Annotated in this window: 11 protein-coding genes and 1 pseudogene; 8 read left to right on the forward strand and 4 right to left on the reverse strand. The window is 65.1% G+C overall.

The genetic code is table 11. From position 1 onward, the window contains the following. Window positions 1–95 precede the first annotated feature (95 nt). Entirely contained in the window at window positions 96–1034 is a 939-nt protein-coding gene (locus tag BA190_RS00005) for a hypothetical protein (RefSeq protein WP_068281364.1), read from the reverse strand. 126 nt (window positions 1035–1160) lie between these two features. Next, window positions 1161–6776, reverse strand: a complete 5616-nt coding sequence (locus tag BA190_RS00010; protein ID WP_305773769.1) for an autotransporter domain-containing protein — start codon at window positions 6774–6776, stop codon at window positions 1161–1163. A 407-nt stretch (window positions 6777–7183) separates the two neighbouring features. Here BA190_RS00010 and BA190_RS00015 point away from each other — a divergent pair, with 407 nt between their 5' ends. The 3 genes from BA190_RS00015 to dapF all read left to right on the forward strand — a co-directional run bounded on the left by BA190_RS00015 (window position 7184) and on the right by dapF (window position 9702). Continuing rightward, on the forward strand, window positions 7184–8044 hold the full coding sequence (locus BA190_RS00015) for a helix-turn-helix domain-containing protein (protein WP_068281366.1): 861 nt from the start codon (window positions 7184–7186) through the stop codon (window positions 8042–8044). Between the two features lie 179 nt (window positions 8045–8223). Beyond that, entirely contained in the window at window positions 8224–8667 is a 444-nt protein-coding gene (locus BA190_RS00020) for an SRPBCC family protein (protein WP_068281866.1), read from the forward strand. Window positions 8668–8718: 51 nt separating this feature from the next. Then, window positions 8719–9702, forward strand: a complete 984-nt coding sequence (dapF, locus tag BA190_RS00025) for a diaminopimelate epimerase (protein WP_245314455.1) — start codon at window positions 8719–8721, stop codon at window positions 9700–9702. Between the two features lie 38 nt (window positions 9703–9740). Here dapF and BA190_RS00030 read toward each other — a convergent pair whose 3' ends face one another. Next, entirely contained in the window at window positions 9741–11219 is a 1479-nt protein-coding gene (locus BA190_RS00030; protein ID WP_068281368.1) for an aldehyde dehydrogenase, read from the reverse strand. A gap of 74 nt (window positions 11220–11293) precedes the next feature. Further along, entirely contained in the window at window positions 11294–12784 is a 1491-nt protein-coding gene (locus BA190_RS00035; RefSeq protein WP_068281369.1) for an APC family permease, read from the reverse strand. A gap of 287 nt (window positions 12785–13071) precedes the next feature. Between BA190_RS00035 and BA190_RS00040 the strand changes: the two are divergent. The 5 genes and pseudogenes from BA190_RS00040 to BA190_RS00060 form a co-directional block, all read left to right on the forward strand. Then, window positions 13072–13848 (forward strand): annotated as a pseudogene (locus BA190_RS00040) (IclR family transcriptional regulator); the annotation flags it as partial. 68 nt (window positions 13849–13916) lie between these two features. Further along, window positions 13917–15170 carry a Tm-1-like ATP-binding domain-containing protein gene (locus tag BA190_RS00045; protein WP_068281370.1) on the forward strand — a complete coding sequence of 418 codons (1254 nt, stop codon included), beginning with the start codon at window positions 13917–13919 and terminating at the stop codon, window positions 15168–15170. Beyond that, window positions 15167–15817 carry an HAD family hydrolase gene (locus tag BA190_RS00050; RefSeq protein ID WP_068281371.1) on the forward strand — a complete coding sequence of 217 codons (651 nt, stop codon included), beginning with the start codon at window positions 15167–15169 and terminating at the stop codon, window positions 15815–15817. The genes BA190_RS00045 and BA190_RS00050 overlap by 4 nt, the downstream gene beginning before the upstream one ends. An 11-nt stretch (window positions 15818–15828) precedes the next feature. Continuing rightward, the gene (locus tag BA190_RS00055; protein WP_068281868.1) at window positions 15829–17187 is read left to right on the forward strand and encodes an aspartate aminotransferase family protein; all 1359 of its coding nucleotides are present in this window, start codon (window positions 15829–15831) and stop codon (window positions 17185–17187) included. A 1-nt stretch (window position 17188) separates the two neighbouring features. Continuing rightward, window positions 17189–18472, forward strand: coding sequence for an aspartate aminotransferase family protein (locus BA190_RS00060; protein WP_068281372.1), 1284 nt, complete (start codon window positions 17189–17191; stop codon window positions 18470–18472). Window positions 18473–18474: the final 2 nt, after the last annotated feature.

The raw sequence follows: 18474 nt of genomic DNA on the forward strand, positions 1-18474 counted from the left end.
ATCGAGCCTGATCTGTGAATCAGACTCGATGCTGTAAGTTCTTGTTGTCGCATCTCTTTTGCCGAAAACCGGCACCCACTTTTCGGCGCGATGCTCTAAGTCCAGGCGTTGAGGTCGCTGACGAGCTGCCTGTCCAGCGACAGACTTTCCAGGCCGCTGGAAAGCAGGATACCGCCGCGGTTGTGGTGTCCGCTTCCGCCCAGATTGCGCTTATGGTGCAGGAAGTGGCCGACTTCGTGCGCCATCACGCCGATGAAAGCCTCGCCATAATCGAACACCCCCGGATTTCCCTGGTCGACGACCACGCAGACCTGCTCGTCGGGCAGGAATTGCCCGGCCGCTTCGCTGGCCATGGCATCGTAGTCGCCGACGAGAAAGCAGGTGAGATCGGCGCCGCTCTGCTTGCGCGGCACGATGTCCTGGCGGAAGACATCCCGCATGATCTTCGGCCCCAGGGCCTTTTCCACCGTGATCCAGTCGGCGCCGGCCGGGGTGAAGAAGATGTTGGTCTGGGCCCCGAAAATCCAGTTCAGGCGGGTGAGGAACCAGGACGCGTCGTCGGGCTTGAATTTCGTGGCGTTGACAACCTGGCCCGCCTGGTCGAAATGCCTGAGGAACTTGAAGGCGATCGAGTAGCTCTTGCGCGGCATGATGGCGACATCGAGCTTGATGACCGTGCCACCGCGCGTGCCGGTGAGCGGGGGAATGCCGGTCCCTCTGGCCTGGACCTTGAGGGCGCGTGCCCCGGCCTGCGGCCGTATGGTGCCATAGAGCGCGGTGCGCAGGCGTAGCAGCTGGTCGTCCCGCTCCTGGCTTTTCTGCGCACCGTAGCGCACATCGATATAGTCCTGGGCAACACTTTCGACCTGCTCGAGCTTGACGTCGTCGACCTGCAGCCGGGCATGATCATAGGCCAGGTGCACGCCCTTGGCATCCCGCAGGCAGACCAGGTTGAAGCCGCCCTCCGGGACCACCAAGAAGTTTTGAGCGGCAAACACACCGGAATATTGCAGGAACTGCACGAAGCTCGCCATGACGTTCCCCAGCCTCGATCCGCGATGATGCCGCGCCCGACCCGACTATGAGCCGTCATTACTGTCGGGGCTGGTGAATAATATACCGGAAATCAGCTTTGCGAGGCAATCGACAGGCGCCGGACGTCAAAACCTCCAGTTGAAATTCGCCTTGAAGGCATGCTGCTGGGCTGAGGCGGCGAGCTGCCCGTCATAGGACAGACCGAGGGTTGCGGTGCGCGAGAGCGCCACGTCGATGCCGGCTTCCACCACCGCTGCATCCCGGGCGATCGGCACGGCCGCCACAGTGAAGGCGTTGCCGACGGAAAAGGCCTGGGTCGAGAGCGGCGTGGTGGTACCGAAGGCGTGGCGCCAACCGAGCGAGCCGCGCAGCGTGGCGGTGGTGCCACCGACATCGACATTCGTCGAGGCCCTCAAGCCGAGGGTCGAGAAATAGGTATCGGTGGCCTGGCCGTCGGCATGGAGCGCTGCCGCACCGCCCTGCTCGGTGAAGGAGCCCGTGTCGAGGCTGACATAAGCGAGATTGGCGAAAGGCTCCAGCGACGCATAGGATGTATCCACCCGATAACCAAGATCGCCGAAGGCCTGGAAGGTGCCGGCGCGATAATCGCCCTTCAGGCTGTCGATGAGGCCGGGAATGATAACCGAGCGGCTGGTGTCGATGTCGTGCCAGCTATAGGCAAGGCCAGTGCGCAGGCCGAGCCGGCCGCCTGGCACGCTCCAGCTCGTGCCGCTATAGAGGCCAAAATGGTAATTGTCGCTGGTGCCGGAAGAGGCACGATCCCGGGCCTTGAAGTCGCTGCGGCTGTAGCCGGCGAGCACACCGAAGCGCCAGGTCTCGAAAACCGGCATGTCGGCGCCGACGAGGAAGCCGCGGGTCGAGGTCGAGAGCTTGGCGGCATTGCCGTCGCTGTCGATCCGGCCCCAGGCGCCGAAGCCCTGGCCCCAGACGGCAAGCCGATCGGCGGTGGGCGAAGCCGCCTGCGGACCGCCCACGCCATAGACGGTGACTGGCAAGGACGAAGCGCCGACATCGCCGAAGGCGGCGCGGATACGGCCGGTGGCAGCATCGCGAATGAAGCGGCTGTCCTCGATCAGCGCGCTCTTGGCGGAAGCATGGATCTCACCGGAGAGCTGGTCGAAAGCCGCGCGGATCAGCGCCTTGTCGTCGGGCAGGAGGGCGATCGCGTCGTAGACCGGATGGCCTGCAGCCAGCCCGATGCTCTCGATGCCGCCGGCCGTCGCCCGCTGGTTGCGGGTCTGGCCGACGCTGCTGAAGTCGATGAAATTGCGCTTGAGGTTGAGATCGACGGTGCCCGCCCCATAGTCATAGGCGAGCTCCGGGGTCAGGAAGGCGAAATCGGTCGTGACGCTGTCGAAGCTGCCCGACAAGGTGCCGTCGGCGGACAGGATCGTGTAGCTTGAGCGCAGCTTGTAGGCACCGTCAGCGCCGATATGGGCGACGGAGCCCCCTTTCAGCGTGGCATCGCCGGTGACATGGACGAGATCGGCATCAGTGCCGGCGGGATCGACCTCCACGGCAAGATGCGAGCCCGCGTCGAAGACGAGATTGCCGTTGACGGTGAAGGTACCGATGGAGTTGCCCGGCGCGAGCGTGCCGCCGGAAGCGATGGTGATGACGGAACCGACGCCGGAACCGACAGTACCGTGGCCGCCGAGCAAGGCGCCATCCTCGACGTTGAGCGAACCGCCGAGCACGGCACTGGCATGGCCGGCGTCAGAGCCGACGATCAGCGCGCCGGCGGTGACGTCCGTCGTCCCGGCGAAGGCCGAGCTGTCGCCGTCATAGAGGAGCGTGCCCGAGCCGGCCTTGATGAATTTTCCGGTCCCCAGGAGGGAGCCGCCATAGAAGGCATTCGTCGCCTGGTCGAAGGTGAGGGATGCGCCGGTGGCGATCTGCGCCCTGCCGCCGAAGCATTCGGCGGCGCTGGTGAGGTTGCCGGCCTCAATCCCCCAGTCGAGACTGGAAATGCCAGTGAGGGTGAGGCTGCCAGTCCCACGCTTACCCATGACACCGGAAGCCCCATCGAGGCCGACGATATCGCCGGCAAAGCTGGCATCAATGGCCTGGTCGAACAAGACGATCCCCGCGTTGCCGATATTGCCCGAGATCGAGGCGGCATTGCCGATCAGGCCGCCCTCGCGCACCAGGGTGTTGCCATAGGCATTGCCGGCATTGTCGAGGCGCAGGATCCCGCCTCCGGTCTTGAGCAGGTCGCCTGGCCCGGAGACGGCACCGGCCAGGCCCAGGACGGTGTGGCCGCCGACATTGAACTCGCCGGCCTGCGCCAGCGTGATGGCGCGAGCCATGTCGAAGGTCTGCGTCGTCGCCAGCTTGCCACCGTTGAAAATCAGGCCGCCGGAAGTCGCGCCGAGATTGGCGTCGGCCGAGATCTGCAGCGTACCGTTTCCGATCTCGGTGCCGCCCGTGTAGGTGTTGGTGCCGGCCAGGATGGTCGTACCGCTGCCGGCCTGCCAGAGCCCGCCCGAACCGGAGATCACGCCGGACAAGGTCAAGGTGTTGGAACGATTGATGGCAAGCAGGCCGTCATTGGCGATATCGCCGAGAACCGAGCCGGTGGTGCCTCCATTGCCGAGTTGCAGCGTGCCGCCCTCGATCCGGGTCCCGCCGCTGTAGCTGTTGTCGGCCTCGAGGATCAGTCGGCCATAATCGGTCTTTACCAGCTTGTTGGAGCCGGTGAGCTGGGAGGCGATGGTCGCCGTCATGGCACTCGCCGGATTGCCGTCGCCGACGCGGATGATGCTCTCGCCCGGGGGCGCCGCGAGGGCGATGGCATCGCCCTCGATACGATAGCCGTCCACGGCGAAATTCATGCCGGCGGATGCGATCGCGCCGGCGCTGGCGTCGACGCGGATAGTGCCGGCCGTGCCCTGGAAGACCGCAAAGGTCGGGTTGGGCTGATAGGGGCCATTGATCGAGCCGTCCTTGTCGGTCCAGTTGCGCCCGTCGGCGCGCCAGACGCCGCCGCCACCGTCCACGGCGCCATTGTCGCGCTGGCCGGCATTCTCGCCGTCCCAGAAACCAAGCGCCATACCGGCGGTGGAGATGAGGTTGACCTGACCGGCGACCGAGGTCTGGATGGTCAGGTTGTCCGGGACGACACCGACCGGCAACGTGCCGATCTCCAGTCCATTATCGGTCAAGCTGCCGCCGTAACCGATGAAGGTGTAGACGCCGGGGCCGAAGCCGCCCTGGTCGGTGACGTTGAGCGTGCCGTCGAGCGTGAGGTTGCCGCCGACCTGGAAGAGCGGTGTCGCCGAGGCCGAACCCAGGGCAACATTGACGTTCGTGCTGGAGGCGAGGTCGAGATTGCCGTCGACGGTCAGAGTCTTGCCGGCCGCCCCCGTCAGAACGCCGCCGGAGAAAACGAGATCGCCTTCGATCGTGCCCCCGCCGGTCACCGTACCAGAGCCGTACACATCGACCCGACCGCCGAGCACGCCGTCCACGGTGAGGGTCCCGCCCGTGACTGAAGTGGCCGCGCCGAGCTGGCCGGCGATCACGAGATTGCCGCCGACAACACTGGCGCGGCCTGTGAAAGCGCTGCTGTCGCCCGTCAGCCGCGTCGTGCCCTGGCCGCGCTGCAGGATCCCGCCGCTGCCCGACAGGGTGCCATCCAAGGTCAGGTTGTCGGATCGATTGAGAATGAGAGCGCCGTTGACCGCCACATTCCCGACGATCGAGCCACCCGTGCCGCCATTGCCGAGCTGGAGACTCGTGCCGACGGCGATCGTCGTACCGCCTGTGTAGGTGTTGGCACCGGTAAGGATCTGGATACCCTCCCCCTGCACGACGAGGCCGCCCTGGCCGTTGATCCCGCCGCCGAAATCGACCGATGTGGCGGTGTTCAGGATCAGGGAGTTGCTACCCAGGGATACCGCGGTGCCGGAGACACCTGCGAGCGCGCCGATGGCCTGATCACCAGATCCAAGGCTGATATCAAAGGCCGCGCCAGGGCCCGACAGTGTCACGGCGCCATTGGCAGCCAGCCTGCCCGCGCCCGTAAGGGCCAGGGTACCTCCGGCTACGGTGGTGCCGCCGCCATAGGTGTTCTGCCCGGACAGGGTCAGTGTGCCCGCCCCCTGCTTCACGAGCCCCCCGGTACCGGTGATGGCCCCTCCATAGGTCGTGTTGAAGGCAGTGCTCGAGGTCAATGTGTTCGAGCCGAGCATAATCGTGGTGCCCGCATCACCGGCGAAGGCGCCGATGGTCTGGTTGCCGCCCGAAGCGCTGATATCGAACCTGGCGCCCGCACCGGTGATGAACACATCGCCATTCACCGCGAGGCTGCCTCCAGCGCCAAGGGCCAGCGTGCCTTTCTCGATGGTGGTCCCGCCGCTATAGGTATTCGCGCCGGTCAGGATGGTGGTGCCGGTGCCCCTCTGCACGAGCGCCCCGCTACCCGAGACGACACCGGACAGCGTCGAGGTGTCAGAACGATTGACGACCAATAGGCCGTTGTCCGTCACGTTCCCCACGATCGAGCCCGAGGTGCCGCCGGCGCCGAGCTGCAATGTCCCGGCAGAGATGCTGGTGCCGCCCGTATAGCTGTTGTCGCCTGACAGCACGACCGTGCCGCCGCCTGTAGCCGTGACCTGCCCCGCGCCGGATATCACGCCTGAAATCGAAAGATCGCCGTCGGTCGTGTCGAACGTCACCGAGGAGCCGGTGCCGAGTGTGATCGCATTGCTCACCACCGGCACACCGGCCTCCTGTGCGGCTATTGTCGCAGCAGCGTTGGTGATCAGCTGGACGTCGCCCACCAGCATCGAGGTGGACCACAGTTTCAGCGTATTGCCGGTCCCGCCGAAGCGAATGGAGGCACCATGGGTCAGGCCATTGGCCTCGAGCCCGCCACTGATCTTCCCATGATTTTGGATGGTGCTGTTGCCGTTGGTCATCACACCGATGCCGGCTTCGGCGCCATTGGCAGCCCCACCGACAATATCCGCCCAATTGATCAGGTTGACGCCGCTGCCGACCAGGTTGACCCCGGCGCCACTGTTGCCTCCGATCGATCCGCCCGTGCCGCTTCCGCCAACGCCCCCGACGATCGTTCCCAGGTTGGCGATGTTCGTACCGTTGCCGAAAACCAGCAGCCCGTCGCCACCGCCACCGCCGCCGCCCGGGTTTCCGCCGCCACCACCACTGCCGCCATTACCTCCCTGGATCAGGCCCTGGCTGCCGATGACGGTATTCGGCTGAATGGAGACCACGCCCGCGCCACCACCGCCGCCGCCACCGCCATTGCTTGCCGAGCCCGACGTTCCGGAACCGCCTGTGCCGCCATTGCCGCCCTGGAGAGCCCCGGTGCCGGTGACGCTGAGATTCGTTCCGTTGATATAGTTGCCGCCGCCGCCGCCGCCGCCGGATGAAAAATTGAACCCATCCGATCCGGGCAGGCCGTCGTCGGCCTTGACAGGTGTAGCCACAACCACGCCACCAATGACCTGGCGCCCGCCGCCGGTGCCTCCCGCGCCGTCCCCTGCCCCTCCGGTCCCGCCCTCGCCAGTATCCCCAGGAGTGCCGGGGATTTGCACCGTGGCGCCGTCAGGCTCGAAGGCGGTGCCATTGCCGCCACCGCCATTGCCGGCCCCGCCGATGCCGCCGCGGTCGTAGCCTGCACCGCCGGCGGCGTCGCAGGCGGTGGAATCGATCGTACAGGCTCCGGCCCAGGCGGGGGCCGCCAGGCTGGTCACACCGAGCATCATTGCGAGAGGAGAAACCGTGGCCAGCGCCCATCGACGGCGCCTTTTCAACCTCGTCCGGGAATAGCCGCCACGCCGGCCGCCAGACTGCTTTGCGGCGGAACTGGCCGCCGCACCTTCCCATGTCGTCACCGTAATGCCCCCGGCGGCCGTCGACAGAATATCGAAGGGTCAGGACCGATCACGGCAACGCCGGCCACTGACGAATCCAACGCGCTGCGCCACGGTGGATAGAACAGCAACATTCACAATAAATCTTCATCTGACTATTACCCGAAGGGGTATGATTGTGCTGATATGGGTGTCGATCGTGGAGCGTTACTGCGGCAGGTAGGTTCTGCAATCGGTGAAACGACGCAAAAACTGAAATCGCACCCCAGATTTTTCCGCAGGATCCCATGGACAGGGACAGCAAACTCGATACCGAGATCATTCGCCTTTACGAAGCGGAGCCGGATCTGCAGACGCTTCCCGCTCTACTATTCGCCGCCATCGGCCGCCTGGTCGATGCGGAAGTGGTAAGCTTCACGGAATTTCACCATCCCAGCCGTGACTTTCGCGCCCTGGTATCCGTCGGCGACGATCCCGGCCGGCGGGCCAACGCCATGCAGGCCTTCGCGCGGCATATGCACTCTCATCCGTTCTGGCAGCATGATCCGTCCTTCTATGGCGATAAGGCCCTGCGCGAATCGGACTTCTTCAGCGATGAGGAATTCATCGAACTCCCGATCGCGAAGGAAGCGTTCCTGCCGTCCGGAGCCCGCCGGATGATCGGGATCGTGATGGAACACTCAGGCTATGCCGTTTCGATCGTCGGCCATCGCATCGTGGGTCGGCCGGCCTTCAGCGATGACGATCGTGATCGGCTGCAGGCATTCCGCGCCCATATCCTGCGATGCTACCGCCAGGCCCAGGAACGCACCCTGGCCAAGCTCACGCCGGCCCACCGGCTGCGATTGGCATTTCCCACACTGACGCCGCGCCAGGTCGAGGTGGCATCCTGGATCGCCCAGGGCAAGTCGAACCAGGAAATCGCCGGTATTCTCAAGATCGGGCTCGACGCCATCAAGGCCCATGTCAAGGCGATCAATTTGAAAGTCGATTCCGACAGCCGGCGCGCGGCGATCGTGATCGCCCATACCACGCCTCCCTTCGCAAAACTGCCGCCGCTGTGGAAGCTCGACCTGGAAAGCTGGAGCGGCGGCGGTGAAGCCAGGCAGATCCGCTTGCCGGAACGCCTGCCTTCCGGAGGAATGTGAAGGCCCCCTTCGACCGGACCATTCCTCGATGGAATCCCCGCGAGGCTTTGGCTGATGGAGGCAGGAGCCAAAAAAATCTGCGCCCCTCTGTCGGACGGGCGGAACGGTGTTCGTCCTCGGAGCATGGCAAATGCCTTCGACCATGACTTCCCGCTCTCTCAGTCAAGAGGACAATGACCATGCCCAGCACCATCCGCCTGCACCGCGTTGTCGCCACCAGCCCAGAGAAGGTCTACCGGGCCTTCCTCGAAGCGGATGCCCTCGCAAAATGGCTGCCGCCGAACGGCTTCACCTGCACGGTGCATCATTCCGAGCCGACCGTCGGCGGTACGTTCAAGATGTCGTTTCGCAACTTCACCACAGGGCATAGCCATTCGTTCGGCGGCGAATATCTCGAGCTCGTGCCGGGCGAGCGGCTGCGCTACACGGACAAGTTCGACGACCCCAACCTGGCAGGCGAGATCGTGGTGACGGTAGCGCTGAAGAAGGTATCCTGCGGCACTGAACTCAACATCGAACAGGCTGGCATTCCCGACCTCATCCCGCCCGAGGCCTGCTATCTCGGCTGGCAGGACTCGCTGCGCAACCTGGCGCGGCTGGTCGAGCCCGAGATCAATCAATAGTTTCGTCCCAAGTGGCCGGGCACCCGGCATTGTGTGCCCTGGTCGTATTTCATGCTTGAAGAGGTCGCTCCGGCAAAGGCGGCCTCTTGCTCTGTCTTTCGCAGGCAATTGCTGGAAGACCTGTCGACCCGGTTGCCTGGCGCCTGGAATCGACCCAATCTCGGCAGCGACGCGGCGCACTCTGTACAGCCCGTCGAACAGCCTCCCGAGCCAGCCATGTCACTCCACTTCCAGAAAATGCATGCCAATGGCGACGACTTCGTCATCGTCGATCTGCGCGGCCAGGCAAATATCATCGACCGCGATATCGCCAGGCGTCTGGGAGACCGTAATCGCGGCATCGGCTTCAATCAGCTCGCGGTCATGACCGATTGCGAGGACGCCGCAGCCCGCCTGACCTTCTGGAACCCGGATGGCTCGACGCTCGACGCCTGCGGCAGCGCTACGCGCGGCGTGGCCTGGATGATATTCGAAGAAACCAAGTCCGCCTCCACGATTCTGAGGACAAATCGCGGGCTGCTGGCCTGCACGAGGGAACCGAACGGCCTGATATCCGTCGACATGGGCGCGCCGCTCATCGACTGGCCGGACGTGCCGATCGCCGAGGCGCTGGATACGCTGAAGCTACCACTGCCCGGCGAACCCGCAGCCTGCAGCATGGGCAATCCGCACTGTACCTTCTTCGTCGAGGATGTCGAAGCCATCGATGTGGCGAGGCTCGGGCCGCGGATCGAGGCGCATCCGCTGTTCCCTGCCGGAACCAACGTGCATTTCGTCGAGATCATCAGCCCGACACGCATCCGCCTGCGCATCTGGGAGCGCGGCGGCGGCATTCCGCTTGGCTCGGGATCCTGCGCATGCGGCGCGGCCGTCAATGGCATGCGCCGCGGCCTGCTGGCGGCCTCCGTTGAGGTCGAATGCGACGGAGGGACGTTCACGGTCCGCTGGAACGGTGCGGGAGGCGTCCTACTGAAAGGGCCGGTCGAGCCGAGTTTCAGCGGGGCCTGGTCCGGCTCGGTGACGGGGGCTGCCTGATTCCACTGGGGGAGACTGACCGCCGGACCTGCCTCCCGTCAAAGCTGGATCCAGGCGGTCTTGAGATCGCTGTATTTGTCCAGGGCGTGCAACGACTTGTCATGCCCGTTGCCGGACTGCTTGACGCCGCCGAGCGGTACGGTGTTGTCGGCGCCACCGTAGGTGTTGACATGCACCACGCCGGCCCGGATGGCGCGGACCATGCGATGGGCGCGCGAGAGGTCGGCGGTCCAGACGGCGGAAGCGAGGCCGTAATCGCTGGCATTGGCGATGGCCACAGCTTCGGCCTCGGTCTCGAAGGGGATGATCGACAGGATCGGGCCGAAGACCTCTTCCCGGGCCAGCGTCATCCCCTGCGTGACGTCGAAGATGGTCGGCTGCATGTAGAAACCGCCGCTCTCCTGCAGGATCTGCCGGCCGCCGGTCCTGAGGTGGGCCCCTTCGCCCAGGGCCTGTTCGGCATAGGCCAGATCCTTCTTCAGCTGCGCCTCGCTGGAGACGGCACCGATCTCGGTCGAAAGCTGCAGGGGATCGCCGACCTGCATGGTAGAGGCAATGGTGGCGAGCTTTTCGGAAAAGGCCTCGTGAATGGAACGATGCACCAGCAGCCTCGAACCGGCGACGCAGACCTGGCCGGCATTGCGGAAGATGCCATGGGCCGAGACCTTTGCCGCCCGATCGAGGTCAGGCGCGTCGGCGAATACGATGTTGGGCGACTTGCCGCCAAGTTCGAGATAGATGCGCTTCAAATTGGAGCGCGCCGAATATTCCAGCAGCCGGCGCCCGACGCCGCCTGAACCAGTGAAGGCCAGCACGTCAATGTCTCCGTGCAGGCCAAGCGCCTCGCCCGTGACGGCGCCCTTTCCGGTGACGACGTTCAGCACGCCTTCGGGCAGGCCGGCCTCGGCGCAAAGCGAGGCCAGTTTAAGCAGGCTGAGCGAAGCCCCCTCCGCCGGCTTCAACACCACGCAATTGCCGGCCGCCAGCGCCGGCGCGATCTTCCAGGCCCCGATCATCATCGGGAAATTCCAGGGAACGATGGCGGCGACGACACCGACCGGCTCGCGATGGACGAGCCCGAGCACGTCGCTGGCCGTCGGTGCGATCTCGCCATAGATCTTGTCGATCGCCTCGGCGTAATAGCGGAAGGTCGCGGCGGCACTGCCCGGCTCGGCCTTCAGGGCCATGGCGATTTCAGTGCCGTTGTCGCGGACGCCCAGCACGGCGAGATCGAGGGCGTCGCGCTCGATCAACTCGGCGATGCGCAGCAGCACTTTCTTGCGCGCCGATGGCGCGGCCTTCGACCAGGAGCCTTTCTCGAAGGCAAGGCGGGCAGCGCGCACCGCGCGGTCGACATCCCCTGCCCCGGCATCGGCAATCGTGGTCAGCGTACGTCCGTCGATCGGCGAGATGACATCCAGGACAGCACCATCGAGCGGCTCGCTCCAGCTACCGCCGATGAACAGCGATTGTGGAGCGACGGCAAGCTGCCGGCGGCGGTCGATCTGGTCCTGCATTTCTCAATTCTCACAGACAGGGATGGCAGGCACTACGCCCACCATCGAGATTGGAATGATCGCGTACCCTCAGCCTACGCCTCCTGCCCGACACCCAGCCGGGCAAAGGCCTTCGCGTCGGTGGATTTCAGCCGGATGGCCGCCAGGAAGCCGATGATGCCGGCAATCGGAACCAGGCCCGGCAACAGCACGGCAAGCACGCCATTGGCACCGGCGAGTGCCCCGAAATTCACCGCGATGAAATAGACCAGCGCCAGCAAGATCAGGCCTGTCACCACCGGCAGGATCTTGGTCACCAGCACATTGCCCTCGAGCCCGGGATTGCGGGTGAAGAAGGCGACAATCGCCAGCGCCGTGAAGGCCATCAGCAGGATGATCGCCAGGGTCGCGACATTGGTGAGCCAGGAGAACAGGGCCAGCACCGGATCCTGCCCCGTGGCGGCAAAGAGCGCGACCACCAGCGCGGCGATGACGGTCTGGATCATCGAGCCGACATGGGGGCTCTGGAACAGGGAATGCGTCACGCCGACCGATCTCGGCAGAAGCCCCTCGCGGCCGGCGACATAGATGTAGCGCGCCACGCCATTGTGGAAGGCGAGCACACCCGCGAACAGGCTGGTGATGAACAGAAGGCTCATCACCACGGTGATCCAGTGGCCGACATAGCGCTCGGCAAGGCCGAAGAGGAAGGTCGTCGGATCGGCAAGGCCCTGCAGCTGCGGTACGAGCTTGTCGACACCGGCACCGTTCACCATCAGCCACGAGGTCAGCATGTAGAAGATGCCGATGAGCAGCACGGAGATATAGGTCGCCCGTGGCACGGTCCGGTGCGGTTCGCGAGCCTCCTCGCTGTAGATCGTCGTCGCCTCGAAGCCGATGAAGGCGGCAAAGCAGAACAGGATGCCGATAGCGGGCGTGCCGCTCAGAAACGCCGCCGGCGTGAAGGGTGTCAAGGTGAGGCCGGCATCACCACCCTTGAAGAAGATCGCCGCATCGATGACCAGCACGACCAGATATTCGAGCGCGACCAGCACGGTGAGGATCTTGGCCGAGAGGTCGACCCGGCGATAGCCGAAAATGGCCACCGCGGCGATGCCGACATAGGTCCACACCCACCAGGGCAAATCGAGGCCGAACTGCTCGGCAAAGAAGCCCTTGGTCGCGGCACCGAACATGCCGAATACGCCGATCTGCATGCAGTTGTAGGCGAGGATGGCGATGAGGGCGGCAGCACCCCCCATCAGGCCGCCGAGCCCCTGCGCGGTATAGGCGTAAAAGGCGCCGGCATTGCGGATATGGCGGGCCATGGCGACATAGCCAACGGCAAAGAGCAGCAGGATCAGGGTGACCAGCACGAAGGTCAGCGGGATACCGGGGCCATTGCCCAGCAGCATGGACAGAGGCACGCCGCCGGCGACCGCCGTCAGGGGTGCCGCGGCCGAGACCACCAGGAAGGTGATCGCCCCCACGCCGAGGCTGTTCTTGCGGAGCTGGTTGGATGATTGGCTTTGCGAGGCTTGCTGCGTGTCTGGTCGCGTGTCTTGCCGCGAATCCTGGATGGTCATGGGCGTTGGTTCCCCTGGTTGAAGGCGCCGGCATGCGTGGGGAAAGCCCGCCCGCCGTCTTGTCAGAAACGGCGGGAGCGATGCTGCCCCTTATTCTTGTTGATCGCCTGTATTGGTGCGCAAACTTCGGTTCAATATTTGAACCGTTACTTCAAATATAGACTTGCAAAGAACCGCGGCAGCTGTCAAGTTATTTCGCATGTTAAATATCTCGGGTCGCGGCAGAAGAACCCGCAAGGCTATCGGTGCGCTGGAAGCCGAGACGAACCGACCCCGGAGGAGGAAGAATGAGCACGATCGGCAAGGCCCTTTCATTGCTGGATACCGTGTCGCGCCTAGAGGAGGAGGCGGGGCTCACCGACATCGCCCGGCTCTGCGCCCTCGACAAGGCCACCACCCGCCGCTTCCTGGTGGAACTCACCAGGCACGGCTTCGTCGAGCAGGACCCGGTGACCCGCAAATACCGCATCGGGGCGGCGCCGGTGCGCCTCGCCCGCATCCGCGAGGCCCGCTATCCGTTCCTGAGCATCGCCCTGCCCCATATCAAGGCGCTGGCGGAGACCTCGGCCGAGACGGTGCATCTTTCCGAATTCGCGGGTGGCCGGCTCGCCACCATCCATGTCGAGGATTCACCCAAAGCCCATCGGGTCATCGTCGATGTCGGCGGCATCCTGCCCTTCCACGCGACCGCTTCCGGGCTCGCCTTCCTGGCCTTCCGCCCCGCGGGCGAGATCGAGGCCGCCTTGGCCTCGCCGCTGGAACGCTTCACCGAGCATACGATCACCGACCCGGCGCAGATCGGCGAATTGCTTCGGGAGACCAAAGCGAGGGGCTTCTCGATCGGCCATCAGGGCTTCGAGATCGGCGTCGTCAGCGTTGCCGCCCCGATCCGCTCGCCCAGCGGCCAGCCGATCGGATGCATCGCCGTGGCGGCCCCGACGGTGCGTGTCGGCAAGACAGCCCTGCAAGCCCTGGGCATCGAGGCCGTCGCCACGGCCGAGGCCATTTCGGAACAATATTACGGCCTGAAACGGCCCGTGGAGACCAATGCTCGTCCAGGAAATGCGGATCTTGGAAATGCGCGTCCTGGGAATGCACGTCCTGGGAATGCACGTCTTGGGAGGACTGGCTGATGCGTTCGCCGATATCGGCCCCCAAGATACTCGTGATCGGAACGGGTGACACCAAGTCCGACGAATTGCAGTTCATGGCCTCCGTCATCCGGGAGGCGGGTGGACGCCCAGCTCTGGTTGATGTGAGCATCCTGGGCGATCCATCCTATGTCCCCGATCATTCGAGGCATGATGTCGCCGCGGCCGCCGGAACCTCCATCGATACCATCATCGCCAGCGGCGACGAGAACAGCGCGATGGCCCTGATGGCCCAGGGCGCGGCAGCCCTCGTCCTCGACCTCTACCAGGCCGGCAATGTGGATGGCATCATCGTCCTCGGCGGCTCGATGGGCACCGACCTCGCCCTCGACGTATCGGCCGTCCTGCCGGTGGGGGTGCCCAAATTCATCGTCTCGACGATTGCCTATTCCCACCTCCTTCCGCCCGAGCGTATCGCGCCCGACTTGATGATGATCTTGTGGGCCGGCGGCCTCTACGGCCTCAGCGGCATTTGCTGCGCCGTGCTGTCGCAAGCCTGCGGCGCCGTAGTGGGTGCAGCCCGGCATAGCCGCAAGCCGGATAGCGCCCGCCCCCTGATCGGCATGACTTCCCTCGGTTCAACCTGCCTCAAATATATGAAACATCTCAAGCCGGAGCTGGAACGGCGCGGCTATGACGTTGCGGTGTTCCATGCCACCGGCATGGGCGGACGCGCTTTCGAGGCGATTGCCGAGAAGGGCGGCTTCGCGGCGGTCTTCGATTTCTGCATCCAGGAAGTCAGCAACCATCATTACGGCAGCATCGTCACCTCCGGCCCGGACCGTCTGGAAAATGCCGGCCGCGCCGGCATCCCCCAGATCGTTGCGCCGGGCGCCGTCGACATGGTCGACCTGCCGTCCTGGCGCGCGCCGCCGCCGATCCTGGCTGACCGCCCCTATCACGCCCATAACCGCCTGATCGGCTCGGTGACCGCCTCGCCCGAGGGCCGGCGCGAGATCGCGCGCGTGGTCGCCGCCAAGCTCGATCGGGCCACCGGCAAGACCGCCTTCCTGCTGCCGATCGAAGGATTGCAGGAATGGGACAAGCCGGGCGAGCCGCTGCACGATCCGGCGGGACATGCGGCCTTCGTCGACGAAATCCGCAAAGCCCTCCCCGCTCACGTCGAGTTCCGGGAGATCGGCGCCCATATCAACACGCCGCATTTCTCGCAAAAGGCGCTCGAACTCTTCGACGCCTGGGTGGCCGAGGGCATCGTGCCGGAGGGGCGGCCATGACCGGCGATCGCGCCCTCATCCTCGATTTCGGCGGCGTCGTCACCCGCACCCTGTTCGAGACCCATGACGTCACCGAGCGCACGCTCGGCCTGGCGCCTGATACGCTTACCTGGCGCGGCCCCTTCGCTCCCGAAACCGATCCGCTCTGGGTCTCGATGCAGGCTCACGAGATCAGCGAACGGGACTACTGGCTCACCCGTGCCCGCGAAGTCGGCCGGATGGTCGGCGAGGACTGGACGGATATGCAGACCTTCGTGCGTCGGGCCCGCGGCGCCGAACCCGAATTGGTGCTGCGGCCCGAGGCGCGCGAGGCCATCCTGCGGGTCAAGGCGGCGGGATTGAAGCTCGCCATTCTCTCCAACGAGCTCGACCTGTTCTACGGCGTCGAGTTCCGCAGGCGCTTTCCGCTGATCGACCGCTTCGACTTGATCGTCGACGCCACCCATACCGGGATACTGAAACCCGATCCGCGCGCCTATGAACAGGTGCTGGCCGAGCTCGGCCTGCCGCGCGAGCGCTGCGTCTTCGTCGACGACCAGCTCAAGAACATCGAGGGCGCCAGAGCGGTGCACCTGCCCTTTGTCCATTTCGACGTCACCCGGCCGTCCCAGGGCTATGCCCAGGCCCTGGCCATGCTCGGCCTTTGAGAGGAAGAATGATGCGTGAGACCAATTTCCTGATCGAGAACAATGCCCGCCAGCTCTGGCATCCGATGGCGCATCCGGCCGACATGCAGGCCAATCCGCCGCGCATCATCACCTCGGCCAGGGGCGTCGAGATCACCGACATCCATGGCAAGACGGTGCTGGACGGCGTCGGTGGCCTGTGGAACGTCAATCTGGGCTATTCGAACGATCCGGTGAAACAGGCGATCAAGGACCAGCTCGACGAGTTACCCTATTACTCGACGTTCCGGGGCACCACCAACGCACCCTCGATCGAGCTCGCCTATGAACTGGCGCAATGGTTCAGGGAGGACGGTCTCAGCCGCGCCTTCTTCACCTCCGGCGGCTCGGATTCGGTGGAAACCTGCCTGCGGCTGGCGCGGCAATATCACCGGGTCAACGGCCAGCCTGAACGCACCAAGTTCATCGCCCTGAAGAAGGGCTACCACGGCACCCATTTCGGCGGCGCCTCCGTCAACGGCAACCAGCATTTCCGCCGCAACTACGAGCCTTTGCTGCCGGGCGTCTATCACCTGCCGGCGCCCTGGCCCTATCGCAATCCCTTCGGCACCGAGGACGGCGCCGAGATCACGGCGGCGATCGGTCGGCTGTTCGAAGAGGAAATCGCCTTCCAGGGCGCCGATACCATCGCGGCCCTGATCCTGGAGCCGGTGCTCGGCTCGGGCGGCATCATCGTGCCGCATGAGAGCTTCCTGCCGCTGATGCGCGAGATCTGCGACCGGCACGGCATCCTGCTGATCGCCGACGAGGTGATCACCGCCTTCGGCCGCACCGGCGCCTGGACGGGATCGCGCCTGTGGGGCATCAAGCCCGACCTGATGTCGACGGCCAAGGCAATCACCAACGGCTATTTCCCCTTCGGCGTGGCGATGATCTCGGAGACGATCGCGCAGGCCTTCGAGAGCGACAAGGCGGGCAAGGCTACCATCAGCCATGGTTACACCTATTCCGGCCACCCGATCGGCGCGGCGGCGGCGATTGCCACGCTGAAGGAAACCCGCCGGCTCAACGTGGCCGCCAATGCCGGCGCACGGGGCGTCGAACTCGGCCAGGGGCTCGAAGGCCTCAAGGCCCGGCACGAACTCGTCGGCGACGTGCGCGGCATCGGCCTGATGTGGGCGCTCGAACTGGTCGGCGATCGCGCCAGGAAGACGCCCGCCGCCAAGGACGTGGTGCAGAAGGTGCAGGACGTCGCCTATGAGGCCGGCGTGCTGGTGCGGACCTCCGGCGCCAATGTCATCATCTCGCCGCCCCTGGTGATCAGCGCCGAGGACGCCGCGCGCATCGTCGCCGCGCTCGATGCCGGGCTGAGCGCCGCGGGAGGGCGCTGAGATGGACGGCAACGCCGCTCTGCTCGCCCGCCGCGAAAGGTTGCTCGGCCGGAACATGTCGCTGTTCTACGAAGAGCCGGTGCATTTGGTGCGCGGCGAGGGCGTCTGGCTCTGGGACGATGAGGGCCGGCGCTATCTCGACTGCTACAACAATGTGCCGCATGTCGGCCATTGCCACCCGCGCGTGGTCGAGGCGATCACGCGTCAGGCCTCGACGCTCAACACCCATACGCGCTATCTGCATGAGGGTATCCTCGATTATGTCGAGCGCCTGACCGGGACATTCGATACCAGCCTGAACGCGGCCATCCTCACCTGCACCGGCAGCGAGGCCAACGACGTCGCCCTACGCATGGCGCAGGCGATGACCGGCAAGACCGGCGTGATCGCCACCGACCACACCTATCACGGCAACACCGCCGCCGTTTCTCAGCTTTCCACCCGGATGCCGCCGGTCGGCGGCTTCGGCGGCCATGTCCGCCATGTACCGGCGCCGGACAGCTACCGCCCGCTCGGCGGGGAGCCGGGCGAAGCCTTCGCGGCGGCCTTCGCCGCCAAGGTCGAGGAGGCGATCGCCTCGCTCCAGGCGAGCCCACATGGCTTTTCCGCCCTGATCATCGACCCCTTTTTCGCGAATGAAGGCTTTCCCGATTTGCCGCCGGGCTTTCTCGACCGGACCGTCGCGGCCGTGCACAAGGCGGGCGGGCTCGTCATCGCCGACGAGGTCCAGCCCGGCTTCGGCCGCACCGGCAGCCATATGTGGGGCCACCAGCATGCCGGTTTCGTGCCCGACATCGTCACGCTGGGCAAGCCGATGGCCAATGGCCATCCGGTCGGCGGCGTCGTCGCCAACATCGATACCATCAACGCCTTCCGCAAGGCGTTCCGCTATTTCAACACTTTCGGCGGCAATCCGGTTTCCTGCGCGGCCGCGATGGCCGTCCTCGATGTGATCGAGGAGGAAGGATTGATCGAGAATGCCAGGATTGTCGGTGCCTACACCCGCGCCGGCTTCGAACGGCTCGCCGACAAGCACACTTTGATCGGCGACATCCGCGGCAGCGGCCTGTTCATGGGCACCGAATTCGTGCTCGACCGCACCAGCAAGCAGCCGGCACCGGAACCGGCGACCCGCATCATCAACGCCATGCGCGAGCGCGGCGTGCTGATGGGTAAGATCGGCGTGCATCAATGCGCCACCAAGATCCGTCCGCCCATGCCGTTCTCCAAGGAGCATGCCGATCTCATGCTCTCCACACTCGACGACGTGCTGTCGGACCTGTGAGG

It is taken from the genome of Labrys sp. WJW, assembly GCF_001676615.1.
In the GTDB taxonomy this organism is placed as follows: domain Bacteria; phylum Pseudomonadota; class Alphaproteobacteria; order Rhizobiales; family Labraceae; genus Labrys; species Labrys sedimenti.